The 22232-nt window shown below is 67.4% G+C and carries 22 protein-coding genes; 10 read left to right on the top strand and 12 right to left on the bottom strand.

Translation table 11 applies throughout. The annotated features are described in order from the left end of the window. Window positions 1–13 precede the first annotated feature (13 nt). Together L6Q67_RS09395 and L6Q67_RS09390 are read left to right on the top strand one after the other, a co-directional pair. A complete protein-coding gene (locus L6Q67_RS09395) occupies window positions 14–1216 on the top strand; it encodes a multidrug effflux MFS transporter (RefSeq protein ID WP_296568387.1) in 1203 nt (400 codons plus the stop codon). Beyond that, window positions 1213–1887: a hypothetical protein gene (locus L6Q67_RS09390; protein WP_296568386.1), complete on the top strand. Its 675-nt coding sequence runs from the start codon at window positions 1213–1215 to the stop codon at window positions 1885–1887. The genes L6Q67_RS09395 and L6Q67_RS09390 overlap by 4 nt, the downstream gene beginning before the upstream one ends. On the opposite strand, the gene L6Q67_RS09385 is transcribed toward L6Q67_RS09390, so the two are convergent. After that, window positions 1844–2389, bottom strand: a complete 546-nt coding sequence (locus L6Q67_RS09385) for an NUDIX hydrolase (RefSeq protein ID WP_296568385.1) — start codon at window positions 2387–2389, stop codon at window positions 1844–1846. The two genes, L6Q67_RS09390 and L6Q67_RS09385, sit on opposite strands and share 44 nt — an antisense overlap. 115 nt (window positions 2390–2504) lie before the next feature. Between L6Q67_RS09385 and L6Q67_RS09380 the strand changes: the two genes are divergently transcribed. After that, a complete protein-coding gene (locus L6Q67_RS09380) occupies window positions 2505–3200 on the top strand; it encodes a hypothetical protein (RefSeq protein WP_296568384.1) in 696 nt (231 codons plus the stop codon). Window positions 3201–3439: 239 nt separating this feature from the next. Here the strand turns inward: L6Q67_RS09380 and L6Q67_RS09375 are convergent, their stop codons facing one another. The 6 genes from L6Q67_RS09375 to L6Q67_RS09350 all read right to left on the bottom strand — a co-directional run bounded on the left by L6Q67_RS09375 (window position 3440) and on the right by L6Q67_RS09350 (window position 9423). Continuing rightward, the gene (locus L6Q67_RS09375; RefSeq protein WP_296568383.1) at window positions 3440–4171 is read right to left on the bottom strand and encodes an ABC transporter ATP-binding protein; all 732 of its coding nucleotides are present in this window, start codon (window positions 4169–4171) and stop codon (window positions 3440–3442) included. After that, window positions 4168–4956, bottom strand: coding sequence for an ABC transporter ATP-binding protein (locus L6Q67_RS09370; RefSeq protein ID WP_296568382.1), 789 nt, complete (start codon window positions 4954–4956; stop codon window positions 4168–4170). Before L6Q67_RS09370 ends, L6Q67_RS09375 begins: the two co-directional genes overlap by 4 nt. Further along, window positions 4953–6056: an ABC transporter ATP-binding protein gene (locus L6Q67_RS09365; protein WP_296568381.1), complete on the bottom strand. Its 1104-nt coding sequence runs from the start codon at window positions 6054–6056 to the stop codon at window positions 4953–4955. Before L6Q67_RS09365 ends, L6Q67_RS09370 begins: the two co-directional genes overlap by 4 nt. A gap of 13 nt (window positions 6057–6069) precedes the next feature. Beyond that, a complete protein-coding gene (locus tag L6Q67_RS09360; protein ID WP_296568380.1) occupies window positions 6070–7002 on the bottom strand; it encodes a branched-chain amino acid ABC transporter permease in 933 nt (310 codons plus the stop codon). Between the two features lie 107 nt (window positions 7003–7109). Continuing rightward, entirely contained in the window at window positions 7110–8222 is a 1113-nt protein-coding gene (locus L6Q67_RS09355) for a branched-chain amino acid ABC transporter substrate-binding protein (protein ID WP_296568379.1), read from the bottom strand. 76 nt (window positions 8223–8298) lie between these two features. Further along, window positions 8299–9423 carry a branched-chain amino acid ABC transporter substrate-binding protein gene (locus tag L6Q67_RS09350; RefSeq protein ID WP_296568378.1) on the bottom strand — a complete coding sequence of 375 codons (1125 nt, stop codon included), beginning with the start codon at window positions 9421–9423 and terminating at the stop codon, window positions 8299–8301. A 124-nt stretch (window positions 9424–9547) separates the two neighbouring features. On the opposite strand from L6Q67_RS09350, the gene bamE reads away from it, so the two are divergent. From bamE to L6Q67_RS09330, 4 genes are all read left to right on the top strand, one after another. Further along, on the top strand, window positions 9548–10030 hold the full coding sequence (gene bamE / locus L6Q67_RS09345) for an outer membrane protein assembly factor BamE (protein ID WP_296568377.1): 483 nt from the start codon (window positions 9548–9550) through the stop codon (window positions 10028–10030). 103 nt (window positions 10031–10133) lie between these two features. Continuing rightward, on the top strand, window positions 10134–11915 hold the full coding sequence (locus L6Q67_RS09340) for a PAS domain-containing methyl-accepting chemotaxis protein (protein ID WP_296568376.1): 1782 nt from the start codon (window positions 10134–10136) through the stop codon (window positions 11913–11915). 242 nt (window positions 11916–12157) lie between these two features. Next, the gene (gene adh, locus L6Q67_RS09335; protein WP_296568375.1) at window positions 12158–13678 is read left to right on the top strand and encodes an aldehyde dehydrogenase; all 1521 of its coding nucleotides are present in this window, start codon (window positions 12158–12160) and stop codon (window positions 13676–13678) included. An 87-nt stretch (window positions 13679–13765) separates the two neighbouring features. Continuing rightward, window positions 13766–14134 carry a DUF779 domain-containing protein gene (locus tag L6Q67_RS09330; RefSeq protein WP_296568374.1) on the top strand — a complete coding sequence of 123 codons (369 nt, stop codon included), beginning with the start codon at window positions 13766–13768 and terminating at the stop codon, window positions 14132–14134. A gap of 17 nt (window positions 14135–14151) precedes the next feature. Here L6Q67_RS09330 and L6Q67_RS09325 read toward each other — a convergent pair whose 3' ends face one another. The 3 genes from L6Q67_RS09325 to L6Q67_RS09315 are packed head-to-tail and all read right to left on the bottom strand — an operon-like array spanning window position 14152 to window position 15860. Next, window positions 14152–14430 carry a hypothetical protein gene (locus tag L6Q67_RS09325; RefSeq protein WP_296568373.1) on the bottom strand — a complete coding sequence of 93 codons (279 nt, stop codon included), beginning with the start codon at window positions 14428–14430 and terminating at the stop codon, window positions 14152–14154. Continuing rightward, window positions 14427–14912 (bottom strand): MotA/TolQ/ExbB proton channel family protein, encoded by a 486-nt coding sequence (locus tag L6Q67_RS09320; protein ID WP_296568372.1) that lies wholly within the window; start codon window positions 14910–14912, stop codon window positions 14427–14429. The genes L6Q67_RS09325 and L6Q67_RS09320 overlap by 4 nt, the downstream gene beginning before the upstream one ends. Before the next feature lie 3 nt (window positions 14913–14915). Next, entirely contained in the window at window positions 14916–15860 is a 945-nt protein-coding gene (locus L6Q67_RS09315; RefSeq protein WP_296568371.1) for a hypothetical protein, read from the bottom strand. 251 nt (window positions 15861–16111) lie between these two features. On the opposite strand from L6Q67_RS09315, the gene L6Q67_RS09310 reads away from it, so the two are divergent. Then, the gene (locus tag L6Q67_RS09310) at window positions 16112–16564 is read left to right on the top strand and encodes a regulator (protein ID WP_296568370.1); all 453 of its coding nucleotides are present in this window, start codon (window positions 16112–16114) and stop codon (window positions 16562–16564) included. A gap of 5 nt (window positions 16565–16569) precedes the next feature. Here the strand turns inward: L6Q67_RS09310 and L6Q67_RS09305 are convergent, their stop codons facing one another. Together L6Q67_RS09305 and L6Q67_RS09300 are read right to left on the bottom strand one after the other, a co-directional pair. Further along, window positions 16570–17205, bottom strand: coding sequence for a response regulator transcription factor (locus L6Q67_RS09305; RefSeq protein WP_296568369.1), 636 nt, complete (start codon window positions 17203–17205; stop codon window positions 16570–16572). Next, window positions 17198–18592 carry an ATP-binding protein gene (locus L6Q67_RS09300; protein WP_296568368.1) on the bottom strand — a complete coding sequence of 465 codons (1395 nt, stop codon included), beginning with the start codon at window positions 18590–18592 and terminating at the stop codon, window positions 17198–17200. The genes L6Q67_RS09305 and L6Q67_RS09300 overlap by 8 nt, the downstream gene beginning before the upstream one ends. 161 nt (window positions 18593–18753) lie before the next feature. Between L6Q67_RS09300 and L6Q67_RS09295 the strand changes: the two genes are divergently transcribed. Then, window positions 18754–20238: a YdiU family protein gene (locus L6Q67_RS09295; protein WP_296568366.1), complete on the top strand. Its 1485-nt coding sequence runs from the start codon at window positions 18754–18756 to the stop codon at window positions 20236–20238. 235 nt (window positions 20239–20473) lie between these two features. Further along, on the top strand, window positions 20474–21943 hold the full coding sequence (locus L6Q67_RS09290; RefSeq protein WP_296568365.1) for a hypothetical protein: 1470 nt from the start codon (window positions 20474–20476) through the stop codon (window positions 21941–21943). The last annotated feature ends 289 nt before the right edge of the window (window positions 21944–22232 follow it).

Raw genomic sequence — 22232 nt, 5'->3', positions numbered from 1 at the left:
GCTCCCCTCTCCCATGCCCTACATCCAGCTGGCGGCGCTCCTCGCAGCGCTTGCCACCGTCGGTCCATTCTCGATCGACACCTATCTTCCGGCCCTCCACGCCATCGGCGCGGAGCTGAACGCCACCCCGCTGGAGGTGCAGCAGACCCTCACCGCCTACATGCTGCCCATGGGCGCCATGGTGCTGTGGCACGGAGCCTTCTCCGACGCCTGGGGCCGCAAGCCGGTGATCGTCGTGTCCATGCTGCTGTTCGCGCTGGCGTCGGTGGTGTGCGTGTTTGCCGACAGCATCGAGGCCCTGCTGGTCGGTCGGGCCCTCCAGGGCATCAGCGCCGGGGCCGGCATGGTGGTGGGGCGTGCAGTGGTACGCGACCTGATGGAAGGCCCCAAGGCCCAGCGCCTGATGAGCCATGTGAGCATGGCCTTTGCCATCGGCCCGGCGGTGGCACCCATCCTCGGCGGATGGATCCACGCGGCCTTCGGCTGGCGTGCGGTGTTCGTCTTCCTGGCCCTGCTCGGCCTCGCCCTGGCCGCCCTGAGCGCCTGGCGACTCCAGGAGAGCCACCCGCCCGCCGCCCGCCAGCCCCTGCACCCCGGCCCCCTGGCGCGCCGTTACCGCAGCGTGTTCTCGTCGCCCGGTTTCCTGCTGCTGAGCGTGGCGGTGAGCCTCAATTTCAACGCCTTCTTTATTTATGTACTGTCGGCGCCGGTGTTTCTGATGACCCATCTCGGCCTGGGTGAGACCGAGTTCGGCTGGATGTTCGTCCCCGGGGTGATCGGCATGATGTCGGGCTCGGCCCTGTCGGCCCGCCTGGCCGGGCGTCTCTCTCCCGCACGCACGATCCGTCTGGGCTACAGCCTGATGCTGGCGGCGGCGGGGTTCAACCTGGCGGTGAGCTTTCTGCTGCCCCCCGGCCTGCCCCAGTCGGTGCTGCCGATCATGGCCTACAACTTCGGCATGGCCATCGCCATGCCCAGCCTGACCCTGCTGGCCCTGGACCACTTCCCCACCCACCGAGGGCTCGCCTCCAGCTGCCAGAGCTTCGTGCAGATGCTGATCAGCTCGGTCACCGCCGGCCTCATCGCCCCCGCCCTGTGGGGCTCGGTCAGCAGCATGGCCGTGGGCATGGCCATCCTGCTGCTGCTCGGGCTGGGCTGTTTCATGGCCTGGTGGTGGCTGTTTCACCGGCACACATCCAGCACCGGGCCGGCATGAACTGGGCCGAGAGTATCGACCTGTACTGCGAGCGTACCGACGCCAGCCTGTGGTCGGAGCCCCTCAACGCCCTCAGCAACCTGGGTTTCCTGCTGGTCGCCGTGCTGCTCTGGAAGCGGGTGGCCGGCCGGGGGCGGGATCTGCAGCTACTGGACGGGCTGATCTTCGCCATCGGTCTGGGCAGCCTGGCCTTCCATACGCTCGCCACCCGCTGGGCGGCGCTGCTGGACATCGCTTTCATCGCCCTGTTCGTGCTGGTCTTCCACCAGCGCTTCCAGGTGCGCATCGGCGGCGCCGGCAATGCCAGGGCCTGGGCGGGGAGCGCCCTGTTCGTGGGCCTCGCCGTGCTCTTCTTGATGGCCACCCGGGCCCTCCCACCCCTCCCCCTGAACGGTTCGGAAATCTACCTGCCCCCCTTCGCCCTGCTACTGTGGTGCGCCGCGGCGGCGCGCCAGGTTCAGCCCGCCGCCGCCCGCTGGCTGGCCCGGGCCGCCGGGCTGTTTGTCATCAGCCTGGCCTGCCGGGTCAGCGACACCCTGCTGTGTGACAGCTGGCCCGCGGGCACCCATGTGGGCTGGCACCTGGTCAATGCCATGGTGCTGTACTGCTGCATGTGCGCCCTGCAGCTCACACCCCGTTCAGCTCCCGCTCGGCCCAGTACAGGGCAGTGATGGTCTTGGCGTCGGTGATGCGCCCGTCAAACACCGCTTCCCGGGCCTCGGCCAGGCTCAGGGTCAGGATCTCCAGGAATTCGCCTTCGTCCCAGGCATGCCCCACATGGCTCAGGCCCCGGGCCATGAAGATCTCGATGCGCTCGTTGGAGTAGCCGATGCACGGGTGCATCACCCCCAGGTAGCGCCAGTCTTCGGTCACGTAGCCGGTCTCTTCCTGCAGCTCGCGCCGTGCACAACGCAGGATGTCCTCGCCCGGATCGATCTTGCCGGCGGGCAACTCGAGAAAGGCGCGGCCCACCGGATAGCGGAACTGGCGCTCGAACACCAGCCGGCCATCGGGCAGCACCGGAATCACCACCACCGCACCGGGGTGCTTCACGTACTCCCGCACACCTTCCTTTCCATCGGGCAGGCTGACCCTGTCCCGGAACACATGCAGCAGACGGCCTTCGAAGACGGCCTCCGACGACAGGGCTTCTTCATGCAAGGGGTCCTTCATCCCGCTCTCCATTCCAGCTCTCGCTCAACACAAAGGCCGCAGCATCGCACCCAAGGGCGGCGGCTGACCAGTCCATCCGGCATAATCGTGGCACCTGGCCCCGGAAAACCGGAACGTGCACGACCCCTCCCCCGCCCTGCGTGACCACCTTTTCGACCCCAGCGGCGGGCTGATCTACCAACTGCGCGCCCTGCGCTACCGGCGCACGCTGTGGGCGGGCTTCCACGCCGCCGTGGCCGACTGGCTGAACGGCTGGCAGCCGGGCTGCCCGTCCCTGGTGATCATCGGCCCGAACGCCGGCCATGCCCTGCCGGCGGGCTTTCTGGCGCGCTTCGAACAGATTGTTGCCCTGGAGCCCGACCCCCTGGCCCGCCACCTGCTGGCACGCCGGGCCGATGCCGGGGGACTGCGCTTCGAGCGCCTTGACTGTCTGGCCACGTCGGACGGCTTGGCCAGGCTGGCGGCGCGCTTCCCCGACGCCGCCTTCCTGTTCTCCAACGTGCTCGGACAGGTCGCCGCACCGGGCGGCAGCTGGTCGTCCCTGCTCGTCCGCCATCTGCGCGAACGCCCCTGGGCGAGCTACCACGACGTGGTCTCCACGACACGGGCAGCGGTACATCAGGTACCGCTGCAGAGCGCGGCCGCCCTCGACCTGGAAGCCCTGCTGGCGCACTTCTGGGGGCGAGGCGAGATCACCGTGACCGACCACGAAACCCTGCATCTGGGCGGGCGCGGCCCCTGCGGCTATGCCGTATGGCCGATCACCCCGGCGCACTGGCATCTGGTGGAATGGGTGGTGAATCAGGCGTAGGTGTCGAGGGCCAAACCGGTGGTCGGGGCGCTTCCCCCGGTTTCACCGGCCCGCAGCCGTACGCGAACGCACGCTTTCGCCACCGGCGCGACCAGCGGGCGCCACCGCAAATGGGCTGAATGCCAAAGACGGACCGAGGGGAGAGATGGACATGGCCAGACACCTGCAACCGACGCTCTCAGCCTAGACGCTCAAAACCCCGCCGTCAGCCCGGCTGCGGCACTGACGCCAACAATGCCTCACTCCCCCAGATAGGCCGCCCGCACCTTCGGGTCAGCGAGCAGATCGGCGCCCGAGCCGCTGAGGGTGATCGCCCCGGACTCCATCACATAGGCCCGGCTGGAAAACTCCAGGGCCAGGTTGGCGTTCTGCTCCACCAGCAGCACGGTGACGCCTTCGGCAGCCACCGAGGCGATGACCTCGAAGATCTTTTCCACCACCAGCGGCGCCAGGCCCATGGAGGGCTCGTCCAGCAGCAGCAGCCGGGGCCGGGACAGCAGCGCCCGGCCGATGGCCACCATCTGCTGCTCGCCGCCGGAGAGGGTGCCGGCCACCTGCTGCAGGCGCTCCTTGACCCGCGGCAGCATGCCGAAGATGCGCTCCATGTCGGCGTCCACCGCGTCGTCGTCACGCCGGCAGTAGGCGCCCATGCGCAGGTTTTCCTCGACGGTCAGGCGGGTGAAGATGCCCCGCCCCTCGGGCACCAGGGCCAGGCCCTGGCGCAGGCGCTTGTGGGCCGGCAGCTTGTCGATGGGCTGCCCCTGGTAGAGGATCTGCCCGCCGACGGTGCCCAGGGTGCCGGCGATGGCGTTGAGGGTGGTGGTCTTGCCGGCGCCGTTGGCACCGATCAGCGACACCAGCTCGCCGGGGGCCAGCTCCAGGCTGATGCCCCGGACGGCCTCGATGGCCCCGTAGGCCACGCGAGTGTCGCGCAGTTGCAGGATGGGGGTGGCGTTGCTGCTGGCGCTCATGCGGCCGCTCCTGCCTTGTGGGTGCCGTGGCCGCCCAGGTAGGCGGCAATCACCGCCTCGTTCTTCTGCACCACCGCGGGTACGTCCTCGGCGATCTTCCTACCGAAATCGAGCACCGCCAGGCGGTCGCACAGGCCCATCACCAGCTTCACGTCGTGCTCGATGAGCAGCACGGTGACACCGTCGTGGCGGATGGTCTGGACCAGCTCGCGCAGCTTGCCGGTCTCGGTGGCGTTCATGCCGGCAGCGGGCTCGTCCAGGGCCAGCAGCTGGGGCTCGGTGGCCAGGGCCCGGGCGATCTCCAGGCGGCGCTGGTCGCCATACGAGAGGTTCTTCGACACGGTGTCGGCAAAGCGCTCGATGCCCACGTAGCGCAGCAGCTCAAAGGCGCGCTCGGTGATCAGGCGCTCCTCCTCCTTCGCCTGCCGGGTCTGCAGCAGGATGGAGAAAGGGTTGGCCCGGGAGCGGATGTGATGGCCGGCCATCACGTTCTCCAGGGCGGTCATCTCGCGGAACAGGCGGATGTTCTGGAAGGTCCGGGCGATGCCGGCGGCCACCACCTCGTGGGGCTTGCCGGTGGGCAGCTCGGTACCGTTGAAGACAACCTCGCCCTCCTCGGGCACGTAGGCGCCGGTGAGCACGTTGAAGAAAGTGGTCTTGCCCGCGCCGTTGGGGCCGATCAGGCCATACACCTCACCCTTGCGGATGGTCAGGGACACATCCGACAGGGCGGTGAGGCCGCCAAAGCGCTTGGTGATGTTGCGGGCTTCGAGCAGGGTGATCATTTGCCCGCCTCCCCGACGCCCACCACCAACTCGGGCCGGGAGTAGCGGCTGTGGGCGGGGATCAGGCCCGCCGGGCGCAGCAGCATCATGAAGATCATGGCCAGGGACAGGAGCAGCATGCGCAGCACCTCCGGGTCGAGCAGCACCTGGTTGAACACCGCCTGCTGCACCGGCACCGCCACATGGCGCAGGATTTCGGGCAGGGCGGTGAGCACCAGCGCCCCCACCACCACACCAGCCAGGTTGCCCATGCCGCCAAACACCACCATGGTCAGCACGGCGATGGACTCCATCAGGGAGAAACTCTCGGGTGACACGAAACCCTGGAAGGCGGCAAACAGCCCGCCCGCCACGCCGCCGAAGGTGGCGCCCAGCGAGAAGGCCAGCAGCTTCATGTTGCGGGTGTTGATGCCGATGGCCTTGGCCGCCAGCTCGTCGTCACGGATCGCCGCCCAGGCCCGCCCGACCCGGGAAATCTGCAGGCGCTGGACCAGGATGATGGACAGCACCACGAAGGCCAGGAAGACGTAGTAGTACAGGAACAGGGAGTTGATGGTGATCTCCTCCCCTATCCTGATGGGCCGCGAGATGTCCCAGCCGAACAGCACCAGGGGGTCGATCATGTTGATGCCCTGGGGCCCGTTGGTGATATTGACCGGGTGATTCAGGTTGTTCAGGAAGATGCGCACGATCTCCCCGAAGCCCAGGGTCACGATGGCCAGGTAGTCGCCCCGCAGGCGCAGGGTGGGCAGGCCCAGGATGATGCCGGCCAGGGCCGCAAAGACGGCCCCCAGGGGCAGCACCAGCCAGAAGGGCAGATGCAGCTCGAAATGGGGCGATGCCAGGAAGGCAAAGGTATAGGCCCCCACCGCGTAGAAGGCGATGTAGCCCAGGTCGAGCAGGCCGGCAAAACCCACCACCAGGTTGAGGCCGATGGCCAGCATCACGTAGAGCAGGGCAAAGTCGAGGATGCGCACCCAGGTCTTGCCGAAGAACATGGCGATCAGGGGGGCGGCCAGGGCGAGGGCAATCACCACCCAGCGGGCCGCCGCCGGGTTGCGCTTGCCGAGCCAGGGGATGGCGTTGGCGAGTTCGTTCATGATCAGATCGTCCTCAGGCTCGGTCTGCCACGCGCTCACCCAGCAGCCCGGTAGGCCGGAAGATGAGCACGATGCCCAGGATGATGAAGGCGAAGATGTCCTGGTAACTGGAGTTGAGGAAGCCGAAACTCAGGTCTTCGATATAGCCGGCGCCGATGGACTCCACCAGCCCCAGCAGCAGCCCGCCCAGCATGGCGCCGCCCAGGTTGCCGATCCCCCCCAGCACTGCCGCGGTGAAGGCCTTGAGGCCAGGCATGAAGCCCATGGCGTAGTGGGCGATGCCGTAATTGGACGAGAACATCACCCCGGCCACCGCAGCCAGGGCCGAGCCGATGATGAAGGTGGCGGCGATGATCTTGTTGGTGTCCACGCCCATCAGGCTGGCCACCTTGTGGTTCTCGGCGGTGGCACGCATGGCGCGGCCGAGGCGGGTCCTGTTGACCAGCAGCACCAGGGCCACCATCAGCACCGCCGACACCACCAGGATGACGATCTGCACCGGGGTGATGAACACGCCGGCGATGGGCTCGATGGGTGTCGTGGACACCAGCTGCGGGAAGGTGTGGTAGTTGCGGCCCCAGATGATCATGGCGATGGTCTGGAGCAGGAAGGACACGCCGATGGCGGTGATCAGGGGCGCCAGCCGCGGGGCGTTGCGCAGGCGGCGGTAGGCGGTGCGTTCGATGGTGTAGCCGAGGATCATGCACACCACCACCGAGATCGACAGCCCGGCCAGCAGGGTAGGGATGAGACCGAGATCAGGGGCGTGGAGCTGGAGCAGGCGTATCGCCTCCAGGGCCACCAGGGCACCGATCATCAGGATGTCGCCGTGGGCGAAATTGATCAGGCCGAGGATGCCATAGACCATGGTGTAGCCGAGGGCGACCAGCGCATACACGCTGCCCACGACGAGGCCGTTTACGGTTTGCTGGAGAAGGGTTTCCATGGAAACGACCGAAAAAGGGAAACAGGGGCACCGGGGCAGAGACGGCGTCGGGTCGAATTCATTCGACCCCATCCGCCAGAGACCGCCCCGGCAGGTTCAGACGAGCGTTACTGCAGCGCTTCCCACTTGCCGGCCTTGAACTGATAGACCGTCACCGCACCATCCTTGATGTCGCCCTTGGCGTCGAAGGCCACCGTGCCGATCACGCCGGGGAAGTTCACCTTGCCGATGCTGCCGGCGTACTTGGCCGGGTCGGCGCTGTTGGCGGCCTTCATGGCCTCGATGATGGCCGAGGCGGCATCGTAGGAGTACGGGGCGTAGATCTGCACGTCGGCGTTGAAGCGCTTCTTGAAGCGCTCGTTGAAGTTCTTGCCCCCGGGCATCTTCTCCAGGGGCAGGCCCGGCTGGGTGCAGTAGGCGTTGCCGCTGATGGCATCGCCGGCCAGCTTGATCACCTCGCCGGTACAGCCACCGTCACCGGTGATGAACTTGGCGTTGATACCGAGCTGCTTGATCTGCTTGAGCATCGGGCCGGCCTGGGTGTCCATGCCGCTATACACGATCACGTCGGGGTTCTGGGCCTTGATGCGGGTCAGGATGGCCAGGAAGTCGGTGGCCTTGTCGCTGGTGAACTCGCGCCCGGTGAGGCTGCCGCCATTGGCCTTGACGGCCTTCTCCACTTCATCCGCAAGGCCCTGGCCGTAGGCGGTACGGTCGTCGATCAGGGCCACCTTCTTGCCCAGCTTGGTGGCCGCGTACTTGCCGATGGCCAGGCCCTGCTGCACGTCGTTGGCGATGGTGCGGAAGGTGGCCTTGAAGTTCTGCTGGGTGAGCTTGGGGTTGGTGGAGGCCGGAGAGACCTGGGGCAGGCCGGCTTCGTTGTAGATGCGCGAGGCGGGGATGGAGGCGCCGGAATTGAGGTGCCCGACCACGCCCTTCACACCACTGTCGGCCAGGCGCTGGGCCACGGTGGTGGCAGTCTTGGGGTCGGCCTGGTCGTCCTCGGCCTGCACATCGAACTTGATCTTCTTGCCGCCGAGGGTCACGCCCTTGGCGTTGTACTCCTCGATGGCCAGGCGGACACCATTCTCGATGTCCTTGCCCAGGTGGGCCTGGGTGCCGGTGAGCGGCGCGGCGACGCCCAGCTTCACAACTTCCTGGGCGTGCACGGCGGATGCACCAAGACCGAGCACAGCAAGGGCGACAAGGCGGATTTTCATGCGGGTTTCTCCTCTGATTTGTGGGGTACGACGCTGACTAGCAACTTCGGGGCCGGTGAAGGGGGTGAGCACTTCCTCAGGGGCGGGCTTCCCACTTTCCGGCATTGAACTGGTAAAGCGTCACGCCGCCCTCGCGGCTGTCGCCGCTGGCATCGAAGGCGATGTTGCCGGTCACGCCCTTGAAGCTCACCTTCTGCAACTGAGGCAGGTACTTGGCCGGATCGGTGGAGCCGGCGGCCTTCATGGCCTCGATCAGGGCGGTGGCGGCGTCGTAACTGTAGGGCGCGTAGAGCTGTACCGACACGCCGAAACGCTTCTTGAAGCGCTCGTTGAACTCTTTCCCGCCCGGCATCTTGTCCATGGGGATGCCGGCCTGGGTGCAGTACACGTCGCTGCTCATGGCCGCGCCGGCAATCTTGATCATCTCGGCGGTGCAGGCGCCGTCGCCCCCCAGATACTTGGCGCCGATACCCAGCTGCTTCATCTGCTTGAGCAGCGGCGCGCCCTGGGCATCCATGCCGCCGTAGAAGACCGCGTCGGGCTGGGCCGCCTTGAGCTTGGTGAGGATGGCGGCGAAGTCGGTGGCCTTGTCGGTGGTGAACTCACGCCCCACCGGTGGAGTGCCGAGCTTCTTCAGGCTGTCCACCAACGCGTCGGCCAGGCCCTGGCCGTAGGCGGTGCGATCGTCGATCACGGCGATGCGCTTCGCCTTGAGTACCTCGGTGGCAAAGCGGGCCATGGCCGCGCCCTGCTGCAGGTCGTTGGCGATGACCCGGTAAGTGGTGCGGAACTTCTGCTGGGTGAGTTTGGGGCTGGTGGACGACGGCGTGATCGCCGGAATGCCGGACTGCTCGTAGATGCGCGAAGCCGGAATCGACGCGCCGGAGGTGACATGGCCCACCACACCCTTCACGCCGGCATCGGCCAGGCGCTGGGCCACGGTGGTGGCGGTGCGCGGGTCGGCCTGGTCGTCCTCGGCCTGCAGCTCGAACCTGATCTTCTGCCCGCCGATGGTCACACCCTTGGCGTTGGCGTCGTCGAGGGCCAGCTGGGCGCCGTACTGCTCGTCCTTGCCCACGTGGGCGATCGGCCCCGTCAGCGGGCCGGCAAAGCCGATCTTCACCACGGTCTGGGCCAGGCTGACAGAGCTGCCCGCCACCAACACGCCGGCCAGGGCCAGCTTCATTGTGCTGTGTTTCACCTGTTCGTCCTCCGCCAAGAGTCTTCATGCCAGAATGGGCATTCGGCTTTCTGCCCACAATGAGGTGGATTGTAACCAAGCCCGGCCGCTTTGGCGGGACGCGGGCCCATCCGGAGATCCTTCGATGCGCAGGCTGTCTTCCCTCTTTTTCGGCGCCGTCGCCGTGGCCGGTCTGGCCGCCTGCGATGCCGTCACCCTGAATGAACTCAAACCCGGCGTCTCCACCGGCTACGAAGTGCGCGACAAGCTCGGCAAGCCCGGCATCGAGTGGCGCAACGACGACGGCAGCGTGACCTGGGAGTACACCCGTCAGCCGGAAGGGACGGAGTGCTTCATGGCCACGGTCGGGCCTGACAACATCCTCAGGAGCCTCGAGAACGTGCTCACCCCCCAGAACTTCGCCCGGGTTCAGCCCGGCTGGACGAAGGACCAGGTGCGCCGCCTGCTGGGCAAACCACGCTCGGTACAGACCTTCGCCCTGAAAAAGGAGGAGGTGTGGGACTGGCGCCTGCCCCCCGAATTCAGCGCCGACGTTTTCTTCAATATCCACTTCGGCGAGAACGGACAGGTCACCACCACCAGCCGCTCGGTTCAGCCGCGGGGCTGATCCAGGTCAACAGGCCATCCCGACCGGGTAAGATTGATTCAAGACAAGGCGTACAACAGCCGTTACACGGTTCCTCCCCCAAGCCCATGCCCTGGAACCCGTCATGCGCCAAAATCTGCCTGTCACACAGAACGAATATCCGATTGCCGAGGGTGCGGCGATCATCAGCCGCACCGACCTCGCCGGAAAGATCGTCTATTGCAACGACGAGTTCGTTGTCGCCAGCGGCTTCAACCGTGAAGAGGTCATCGGCGAACCCCACAACATCCTGCGCCACCCGGACATGCCGCCAGAGGCCTACCGGGACATGTGGGCCACCCTGCAGCAGGGGCGCCCATGGAGCGGCATCGTCAAGAACCGTCGCAAGAACGGCGATTTCTACTGGGTACGCGCCACGGCCACGCCCCTCGCCGATGGCTCGGGCTACATGTCGGTGCGCATCAAGGCCCGGCGCGAAGAAATCAGCGGCGCCGAAGCGCTCTACGCCCGCATGCGCCAGGACCCGGGCATCCGCCTCGCCGAAGGCAGCCTCGCCCCGAGCGGCGTGGGCGCCGCCATCACCCGGGCCCTGCCCCGCACCGGGCTGGCAACCCGCATCGGCCTCATCAATGCCGGCCTGGCCGCCCTGTGCCTGACCATCGGCCTTGCCGGGCTGAATGCCACCGACCGGGCGCGCAGCACCATCGACGCCCTTCACCAGGGGCAGGTCCAGGCGCTCCAGCAGGCAGCGCCGGACACCCCCGCCCGGGAGCAGCTGAAGCGTCTGACCGACACCAGCGAGGCGGCCCGAAGCCGCATCGAGGCTGACTATGACCACACCCGGAACCTGCTGGGCGCCTTAGGTGCCGGCGGCGTGGCCGTGGCCGCCGTAGCCAGCTGGCTGCTCATCCGGCGTCTGCGCCAATCGGTTGACGCAGGCAAGCGCGTGGCCGAGGCCATCGCCGCCGGCAACATGCTGCAGCCCCTGCCCGCCGCCAGCAGCGACGAACTCGGCCAGCTCATCGTGCACCTGGCGGTGATGCGCAACAATCTGCATGAGCTGATCGCCTCGATCCGCAATGAGGTGAAGGTGCTGCTCGGCAACGCCAGCAGCCTGAGCGGCACCGCCAGCGACACCCGGATGCTGGCCGAGGCCCAGTCGGAATCCGCATCGGCCATGGCGGCCGCCATCGAGCAGCTGTCCGTCTCCATCGACCACATCAGCGACCACGCCCGGGAATCCCGGGAGCTGTCGGAGCATTCAGGCCAGCAGGCGGCCCTGGGCTCCCGGGTCATCGGTGACGCCCTCAGCGAAATGCGCGGCATCGCCGATTCGGTCAACCACACGGCCCAATCCGTGCGCAACCTGGAAGGCCTGTCCGGCGAGATCTCGATGATTGTCGGGGTGATCCGCGAGATCGCCGACCAGACCAACCTGCTCGCCCTGAATGCCGCCATCGAGGCCGCGCGGGCAGGCGAATCGGGGCGGGGCTTTGCGGTGGTTGCCGACGAGGTACGCAAGCTGGCCGAACGCACGGCCAACTCCACCGCCGAGATCACCTCGATGATCGAACGCATCCAGGCCGCCACCCGCAGCGCCGCCGACGACATGGATGGCGGGGTCGAACGGGTGAGCCGCGGCGTGGCCCTGGCCGATCAGGCCGGCAGCACCATCCACACCATCCATGACAGCAGCCGGCAGGTGCTGAGTTCGGTGGAGGGCATCACCCTCGGCCTCAGCGAGCAGTCCACGGCGGCCCGGGACATTGCCCAGCGGGTCGAGCAGATCGCCGGCGCATCGGAATCCAATGCCGCCAGCGCCGCACGCATCACCCACGCGGCCGGCGAACTGGAAGACCTGGCCCGGACGCTGGAGACCCTGTCAGGCCGCTTCCGGATCGCCTGAGCGGCATCCGCTGGAAGGACAGGTGCTCCATCGTGCACATCGCATGGAGCACCTGCTCCATTATTAAACACCACCCCATGCCAATTGCTGCGACGCGGCATTCTGAGACAGTCCACACAAGAGACTGATAAAGAAAGAATTTCTCCCCATAAGCAAGGCTGATCACCCCCTGGCACGGCCCCTGCTGATAAGGATCAACGCTGCACGAAGCGTTTTCAATCCAAATCCAGGAGGAGACTTCCATGCTGTATGCACTGCCCGGTTCCGCCGACGCCAAGGTTCAATACAAGTCCAAGTACGACAACTTCATCGGCGGCAAGTGGGTTGCCCCGGTCAAGGGCGAGTACTTCGACGTCATCACCCCGATCACCGGCAAGGCATACACCAAGGCCGCCCGCTCCACCGCCGAGGACATCGAGCTGGCCCTGGACGCCGCCCACGCTGTCGCCGACAAGTTTGGCCGCACCTCCGCTGGCGAGCGCTCCAACCTGCTGCTGAAGATCGCCGACCGCCTGGAAGCCAACCTGGAACTGCTGGCCTACGCCGAGACCGTCGATAACGGCAAGCCGATCCGCGAAACCCTGAACGCCGACATCCCCCTGGCCGTCGACCACTTCCGCTACTTCGCCGGCTGCCTGCGTTCCCAGGAAGGCGCCCTGTCCGAGATCGACGAGAACACCGTCGCCTACCATTTCCATGAGCCCCTGGGCGTGGTCGGTCAGATCATCCCCTGGAACTTCCCGATCCTGATGGCCGCCTGGAAGCTGGCTCCCGCCATCGGCGCCGGCAACTGCGTGGTCCTGAAGCCCGCCGAATCCACCCCGATCTCCATCCTGGTGCTGGCCGAGCTGATCGCCGACCTGCTGCCCCCGGGCGTGCTGAACATCGTCAATGGTTTCGGCCGCGAAGCCGGCATGCCGCTGGCCACCAGCAAGCGCATCGCCAAGATCGCCTTCACCGGCTCCACCGCCACCGGCCGCGTCATCGCCCAGGCCGCCGCCACCAGCCTGATCCCCGCCACCCTGGAACTGGGCGGCAAGTCCCCCAACGTGTTCTTCGAAGACATCGCCGCCGCTGACGACGCCTTCTTCGACAAGGCCATCGAAGGCCTGGTGCTGTTCGCCTTCAACCAGGGCGAAGTGTGCACCTGCCCGTCCCGCGCCCTGATCCAGGAATCCATCTACGACAAGTTCATCGAACGTGCCGTGGCCCGCGTCAAGCTGATCAAGCAGGGCAACCCGCTGGATACCGACACCATGATCGGTGCCCAGGCCTCCGCCGACCAGCTCGGCAAGATCAAGTCCTACCTGGAAGTGGGCAAGGCCGAAGGCGCGCAAGTGCTGGTTGGCGGCGACCAGGCCCACCTCGGCGGCGATCTGTCCGGCGGTTACTACGTGCAGCCGACCCTCTTCAAGGGCCACAACAAGATGCGCGTGTTCCAGGAAGAAATCTTCGGACCGGTGCTCGCCGTGACCACCTTCAAGGACGAAGCCGAAGCCCTCGCCATCGCCAACGACACCGTCTATGGCCTCGGCGCCGGCGTGTGGAGCCGTGACGGCAGCCGTGCCTACCGCATGGGCCGCAACATCAAGGCTGGCCGCGTGTGGACCAACTGCTACCACGCCTACCCGGCCCACGCTGCCTTCGGCGGCTACAAGGAATCCGGCATCGGCCGTGAAACCCACAAGGTCATGCTCGACCACTACCAGCAGACCAAGAACCTGCTGGTCAGCTACAGCCCGAACGCACTGGGCTTCTTCTGATCCAAGTGTTGTACGTGTAAGGCAAGGTGTTACGGGGCGAGGCCACTCGCCCCGTTTTTTTCGTTTACCTCACCCGAGGACGCAACGATGGTCGATCGCATCACCGCCACCGAGGCCGCCCTGCAGTTCATCGACGAACTGCGCGCCGAATTCGGCCCCCTGCTGTTCCTGCTCTCCGGAGGGTGCTGTGACGGCAGCGTACCCAACTGCTACAAGGTCGGCGAGATCCTGCCCGGACAGACGATGATCCTGCTTGGCCAGGTCGGCGGGGCCGACTTCTACCTGGGGCATCAGGAATTCCAGTACTACGAGAACAGCCAGCTGATCCTCGACGTCCGGCCGGGCAACGGCGGCGACTTCTCCCTCGACTGCGGCCGGGGCAAGGCCTTCCTTACCCAGTCACGCCTCCTCTCCGACGCCGAGCTGGCCACCCTCAAGCCCATCGACGGCGCCTGAGGCGCCGCAGGGCATCCTTACTCCGGCACCACGACCAGGGAGCCGTCGGGCAGACGGTAGGCCGTGCCTGCCCGAACACCCCCTTCGGCCGTGGTCGCCGCCCCCTCACCCTGAAAACGCTCGACTTTCGGGCCATCGGGCAGCGCGCGCGCGCCCTGGCCTGCCGGGGGCATGCGTGCCAGCGCCAGCAGCAGGGCCGCCACGAGAACCAGGAACACGTCGATCAGATTGACCAGGGACAACAGGGGGTCATCCCCCTCCCCTTCGTCGGTCAGGCGCAGGCGGATCCGGCTCATCGGGCGAGCCCTTCCTTTTCGATGGCCAGCAGATCGGCGGCGTACCAGCGCCGGCGCACACTCACCACCATATAGCTCAGGGCAGCGGCGATCAAGGCCAGGATCACCGCCGAAAACGCCACAATCAGGCTGCGCGACACATCGCCGAGGCTGCCGTCACCGAGCGCCTTGAGGGCCGGCCCCATGGGGATCATGGTCGCCACCAGCCCCAGCAGCGGCGCCACCCGGGTGGCGATGCGGGCGAACTCCAGGCGCGCCAGGGCCAGGGCCTCCAGATCCGCCAGCAGCAGGCCGGGGTCGCGACGGCGGGCCTCGGCCAGCTCGAAGCCGGCCGCCACCCCGGCCCGCCGCTGACGGGCCTGCCACAGGAAGGCCCCGAGGGCATAGAAGGCGTGCGCAAAGAGCAGGCCGATGGCCAGCAACACGGGGATCAGGAAGAGCTGGCTGGCCGCATACATCAGGCCGTCGATGGAAGCATTCATGGTTCAGATACGGAGAGTGGAGAAAGGGGTGGAAAAAGCGGGGAAGTGTCGGGCGCAGCCCTGGCGAAACGCCCCGGCCAGCAGGAGCAGGACGATTGCGGCGGCAAGTGGGGCCGCGTCCGGCTGGGCTGAGCCCCCGCTGACGGGGAGCGGCACCAGGCGCTGCGCGGCGCGCACCTGTCGGGGCGCGGGCAGCTGCACAGGCAGCGATGTGGGGGACGTCGCGGGCACCGTCAGGGCGGGCTGGGGCGCCGCTACCACGGCAAGCAGCTGTCTGGCCCTGACCGGCCTGGGCGGGGATGCGGGAGCGTCGCCGGCGGGAGCGGCCTCTTCGAACAGCACCCCGGGCAGGGGCGCAGCGGCTGCCACGGCAGGAGGCGCCGTGCCCACGCCCCGGGCCATCCCGTCCCGGTCACCCACGTGATAGCCGGTGCGCAGGAACTCGATGGCGTCCGGGTTGCCGTCGGCAGCGGCGGCCTCGAACCACTGGCGCGCCGCGGCCACATCCCGGGCCACGCCCTTGCCCTCTTGAAGGGCACTGGCGTAGTGGAGCTTGCCGAGGGTGGCATAGGGCGAATCGCCCGCTTCGGCAGCCCGGCGCATCAGCTCCGCAGCGGCCGGCAGATCGGGCGCGCCCAGGGCGCCGTCCTGCAGCATCAGGGCCTTCCAGATCATCGCGCCAATGTAGCCGGCCTCGATGCAGCGGTCGAAGATGCGCATGGCGGTGACGTGGTCACCGCATTTCTCGAAGAGATAGCCCTTGCTGCACACCATCATGCTGGCGGGCTGATCAGCCATGTATTCGAGGGTCTGGTCGCCCACCACGTGGGCCAGGTCGGTGGGCTCGCCGGTCTGGGGCACCGGCCCACCGCAAAACAGGTTGTTGGCGGCCACGCTGCCGGACAACAGGGCCGTGACCAGCAAGGTGGCGGTGAGAAGTATCCGCATGGGCGTTCCGTAGGTCGATGACGGACGGCGCCACCCGGCACCGTCCCTGCGCAAGGACTCTAAGGCCCGCTGCCCCGCCCGGTCTGCAGCATCCTGCCCGGGTCAGGGCGGGCAATTTGCCCGTGCGGCCGGCGCCATGCGGGCCGGGCGAAATGCCCACCGTTTTGCGGGCAGGCTGACCTCGGCGGCCCCCTCTGCGGCGGGTTCTACTGGAGCCCGCCATCCGGCCCAACCCAAAAGGAGAGACATCCATGCCCCCGCATTTCGACGCCAACACCATCCCCTGGCAGCCCTTCGGCGACTTTCCCCACTTCGCCTTCTGCATCCTGCAGGTGGACATGCAGCAGCGCATCGCCGACGTACTGTTCCGCTTCGACGCCAACCAGCAGATCGTGCTGCATCGCCACAAGGCCCTCAACCACACCTTCGTGGTGCAGGGGGAACACCGCCTGTACGAGATGGACGGGCGCCTGCGCGAGGTGCGCCCCGCCGGCAGCCATACGGTGTCACCGGCCAGCGAGACGCCCCACCGGGAAGGGGGCGGCGCCACCGACGCCATCGTGCTGTTCAGCATGCGGCCGCAGCCGGGGGAGATCCTCTACGAGATCCTCGATGACGCCGGTCAGCCCATCGCGGAGATCACCCTGGAAACCCTCCAGGCCATCTTCGAGGCCCGGCAGCAGGCCGCCGCCGAAGCCGCCTGAGGGGCTCAGATCAGGCCCATGCGCAGCGCCAGCCGGGTCAGCTCGATGTCGCTGCGCACCCCGAGCTTGCTCTTGATCTGGTAGTGACAGTTCTGCACCGTCTTGGCAGAGATGGACAGACGCGCGCCGATCTCGTCGGCACTGCAGCCGTCCAGCAGCAGGCGCAGGATCTCGAACTCCCGGGGGGCCAGCTCGGCCAGGCGCTCCCGCGGGCGGTCGATGAGGGCCAGGGCCAGCTCGGGGGCGATATCCGGGCTGATCACCTGGCGCCGCGCCGCCACCTGGTACACCGCACTCACCAGCACCTCCGGCGGACTGCTCTTGGTGACGTAGCCGAGGGCACCGGCGCGCAGGGCCTGGGTGGCGAAGAGCGGCTCCCGGTGCATGGTGAAGACCAGGATGCGGGCCGCGGGGTCGCGCTGGAGCAGGCGCCGGATCAGCTCCACGCCCCCCATGTCGGGGAGCCCCAGATCCAGCACCAGCACATCCGGCATCAGCGCCCTGTACTGGTCCATGGCCTCCCGCGCGCTGGCGGCTTCGCCGACGATGAGCAGGTCCGGGCGTGCCTCGAGCAGGCGTCGGTAGCCCTCCCGCACGATGGCATGGTCATCCACCAGCACCAGACGGCAGGCCTCACTCATGATTCATCTCCACGGCCCGCACGGCCTCTGCCGGAAAATCCGCCTCCACCCGCATGCCCCTGGGCCGCCGCGGCTGCAGGGCAAAGCGCCCGCCCAGGGCCTCTACCCGCTCATGCATGCCGAGCACCCCCAGGCCGCTGCCCGCCGTCGGCTCCTTGCGCCCCGTGCCGTCGTCATCCACCTGCAGGCGACAGCCCGTCTCATCACACTCCAGCCCGATGACCACCTGCTGCGGCTTGCCATGGCGCAGGGCGTTGGTAAGACTCTCCTGGACGATGCGGTACAGGCCGGTGCGCAACGCGTCGGGCAGGGCGTCGATCTCGCCACGCAGCTCGAGCTCGAAGCGGCAGTCGGGCTGGCGGCGCTGCCATCCGCCCACCAGCTCGCCGAGGGCCGCCTGCAGGCCGAACTCCTCCAGCCCCACCGGGCGCAGCTGCAGCAGGATGCCCTGCAGGCTCTCCATCATGTGCGCCGTCACCGCCGCCACCGCGCGAGCGGCCGGCAACAGATCCGGGTCCCGCGTCTCGGCACGCCCCCTGATGAAAGCGGCCTCGGCGCCGATCGACGCCAGGCACTGGCCAAACTCGTCATGCAGCTCCCGAGCCAGCCGCCGGCGCTCCTCCTCCCGCACGGCCAGCAGGCGCAGGGCCAGGTGGCGCTGGGCAGCCAGCGTCTTCTGCAGCTGCTCGGCCAGGTGATCGAAGCCGGCGGCGATACGACGCAACTCGATCAGCCGGGGGCGCGGCATGCGCGCAGTCAGTTCGCCGGCCTCCATGCGCCCCAGCACCGCCAGGATCTGGTCGGCGGGGCGCAGGGCCCGGTGCACCGGCCGGTAGATCAGCAGATTGAGCAGCAGGATGCCCAGGGTCATGCCCAGCACGGTCTGGATCTGTTTCCACACCGCCAGGCTCTCGCTGTCCAGGTCCGGCGTCACCACGAACTCCCCCACCTTGACCCCCGGGTACTGGCCGATCACGCCCCGGTACTGCAGCTCCGGCCCGATCAGCCTGGCCAACGCCCAGCGCACGCCGGCCGGCGCTTCGCCCCCGGCGTGGAAGCAGCGCCGGACCACCGGCCGCTTGTAGATGTCGTCCACCGCCACGCAGATGCCCAGTAGCGGGCCGATACCGTCCAGGGAAGCCAGGGTCATCCCGTCCAGGCTGCGGCGAAAGGCGTCCCGGGTCTGGTCCGCCTCGCCGGCGATCAGGCGCTCCACGGTGTTGCCGGTGCGCTGGATGTGGGTGCCGATGCGCTCCACCGCCTGCTGCAACACCACCGCGCTGGCCGCCACGCCAATGGCCAGGGCGAACAGGCTCACCCGCAGCAGCAGATGACGCTTCAGGTCGACGGCGGCAGCCTCCTGCGCCTCTTTCAGGTGCTCACTCATGCTTCCCCCGGCGGCCGCGGAACCATACCATACTGAATTAGTCGGATTTACCGGATGGCGCCCTCGGCGCCTCGGGGCGCAGCTTAGCCCATCCCCGGCAGGCAAATTGCCCGACCCACAACCACAACCACAACCACAACGACAACCGCCCCCCAACAATCATGCACACCCTCGAGACCCTGCCCTTCGACAACGCCTTTGCGCGCCTGCCGTCCGCCTTTTACACGCGCCTGGCGCCCGAACCGCTGCCCCGCCCCTACCTCGTGGCCGCCAGCACCGAGGTGGCCGCGCTGATCGGGCTGGATCCGGCCGAGCTGGCTCGCCCCGAGTTCCCCCAGATCTTTGCTGGCAATCACCTGCTGCCCGGCAGCGAGCCCCTCGCCGCGGTCTATTCCGGCCATCAGTTCGGCGTGTGGGCCGGCCAGCTCGGCGACGGGCGCGCCCATCTTCTCGGCGAGATCGCCGGGCCGGGGCGCGGCTGGGAGATCCAGCTCAAGGGAGCGGGCCAGACGCCCTACTCGCGCTTCGCCGACGGGCGCGCCGTGCTGCGCTCGAGCATCCGCGAGTATCTCTGTTCGGAGGCCATGGCGGCCCTCGGCATCCCCACCACCCGGGCCCTGTGCGTGGTCGGCTCCGACGCCCCGGTGCGCCGGGAAACCATCGAGACCGCCGCCGTCGTCACCCGCCTGGCCCCCAGTTTCATCCGCTTCGGCTCCTTCGAGCACTGGCGGGTGCTGCGCCAGATGGACACCCTGCACCAGCTCGCCGACCACGTGATCGACCGCTTCCGCCCCGAATGCCGTGACGCCGCCAACCCCTACGACGCCCTGCTGCGCGACGTGGGCCGACGCACCGGCGAGCTCATCGCCCACTGGCAGGCGGTCGGCTTCATGCACGGGGTGATGAACACCGACAACATGTCCATCCTCGGCCTGACCCTCGACTACGGCCCCTTCGGCTTCATGGACGCCTTTGACGCCGGCCACATCTGCAACCACTCGGACGACCACGGCCGCTACAGCTACAAGTCGCAGCCGCAGATCGGTCACTGGAACCTCTACGCCCTGGGCCGCGCACTGGCTCCGCTGATCGGCGATCAGGCCACCGTCCAGGCCGCCATCGAAGAGAGTTACGCCCCGGCCTTCGAACGCCATTTCATGGACCTGACGCGCGCCAAGCTCGGCCTCGCCCAGACCCTGCCCGGCGACGAGGACTTCATCGGTGAGACCTTCGGTCTGCTCCAGGACCACCACCCCGACTACACCCTGTTCTTCCGCCAGCTCGGCCGCCTGCCGGCGCAGGTGGAAGAGGCCGGGCGCGTGGCCGCCGACGCCCCCCTGCGCGACCTCTTCATCGACCGCGCCGCCGCCGATGCGTGGCTGGCCATGTGGCGCGCCCGCCTGGGTGCCGAAGCCCGCCCCGACGCCGCGCGCCAGTCCGCCATGCAGGCCGTGAATCCGAAATACGTGCTGCGCAACTGGATCGCCGAATCCGCCATCCGGGCTGCACGCGCCGGCGACTACAGCGAAGTGCACGCCGTGCATGCCTGCCTGTCGCGCCCTTTCGACGAGCAGCCCGAATACGAGCGCTTCGCCGCCGCCCCGCCTGACTGGGCCGAAGGACTGGCGGTGAGCTGTTCGAGCTGAGGCCATAGCGGGGAAATGTGTCGACATTTTTTACAACCGAGCGGTCCCCTGTGACGCGGGTCACAATTTTTCGTTAATTTTCATTAACATAAAATTGTGTGTCATCTGGTCTGAGAATTGCATACCTTGCATGTCTGTCAGGTTTGACCAGCACATCGCTACTCCACCTGAAAGATCAAGCAGCCTGCTCCATCCCCGGACCTGATGATCACAGGCGCAATCTCGGAGACAACCCATGAATAACGCCGGCCCCCGCGCCACAAGAAAGCACCTATCCCTGCTGGTTTCCATGGCTGCGCTGGTCATGTCCGGCGCAGCCACCACCGCCCACGCCGCGGCAGACCTTTCCCGCCTGGAAAGCCTGCTCAGCGCGACCCCCGAAGGGGGCTGGGTGAAGGTCAGCACCAACGCCTTCTCCTCGGCCAAACCGACCGGCGCAGCCGCCATCGGCAACGGCTACAACAACCCGGGCGCCGTCGTCATCGCCTGGAGCTCCGTGGCCTGGGATTCCGCCAACGGCGATCTGCTCCTGTGGGGCGGTGGCCACGGCAACTATTCCGGCAATGAGATGTACGTCTGGGATGGTGCAACCGGCGCCTGGGATCGGGGCTCCCTGCCGAGCCGTCTCGATGCCAACAATTTCGTCGTTGACAGTGCCGCACCCCAGTCGTCCCACACCTACGACAACAACCTTTACCTGCCCGTGAGCGGCATGTTCGTGACCTTCGGTGGTGCGGCCTTCCAGAATGGGGACAGGTTCCAGACCTTCGACGGCACCACGGTCAGCCCGGCTGGTCCGTGGCTGTGGGATCCCAGCAAGGCCGACCCGAACAAGGTCGGCGGCACCACCGGCTCCGGCTGGGACCCCTCCTCCGTTGGCGGCGAGATGTGGACCAACCGCTTCACCCAGACCACCGGCACGGGCCCCGAGAGCTTCATCAACGCGGCAACCGCCTACCGCACCGAGAACGGCAAGGACGTGGTGTACATCGCGGCAGACCGGGGCGCTTCCGGCTTCCCCTCCCTGTACCGCTACACCCTGGGTGATTTCCGGAACGGGGGCCTGGACACCTGGGAAAAGGTCGGCGAGATGTACAACAGCGCCGCCTATGCGGGCGCCGCCACCATCGACACCAAGAACAATCTGTTCCTCCGGACCACGATCACCGCGGGCAAATACACGTCCAACCTGGCGGTCTGGGATCTGAACAAGTCCAACCCGGCCAATCCCGGGGCAAACCTGGACGTCGGCGTGCAACTGGTGGATGAGTTCGGCAATCCCTTCCCGATGAACACCAAGTTCTCCATCGAGTACGACTCGAAGACGGGTCAGATCCTGCTGTGGGACGGCTCCGATCAGGGCACCGTATGGGCCGTGACGCCCGCCTACGACGCCAACGGCAAAATGCTCACCACCTGGGTGGCGAAAAAGCTGATCAGCACCACCTTCGCCCAGCCCGGCGGCGACTTCATCACCGGCGTTTTCGGCAAGTGGAACTACATCGAGGAACTCGATGCCTTCATCGCCCTGAACGAGTACTCCGCCACCACCGGTGACGCAGAGGTCTGGCTCTACAAGCCGCTGTCCACCACCACCACGGTCCCGCCCGGCAACACGGTCGCGGAGCCGAGCGCAGTTGCACTCCTCATGGCCAGCCTTGGCCTGCTCGGCCTGGCCCGGCGCCGCAACCAGCCACGCGTCTGACATGACGACGCGCCATCACGGCTATCCCTGCCGTGATGGCGCGGGCGGCGGAGAGCCCCGCTCCGCGGGGCCCTACCCGCCGCGCTCACCTCCGACATTCAGGTACCGTGTGTCATACGCCACGGTTCCTTCCGAATAGTCCGGGCTCAAGCCTGCCAGGCCCTGCCGCAGCGCAAGCCACCCGTGTTAAATTTCATGCTCATATGGCTGAGCACTCAGCCAGGTCCAGCGCGCCGCCCTGCGGCAAGAACGATGGGATAAACGACTTCGGTCCCCATATCCCGCACAC

The sequence above is a fragment of the Zoogloea sp. genome, from assembly GCF_023150065.1.
GTDB lineage: Bacteria > Pseudomonadota > Gammaproteobacteria > Burkholderiales > Rhodocyclaceae > Zoogloea.
This window is presented reverse-complemented; position numbering and strand designations above follow the sequence as displayed.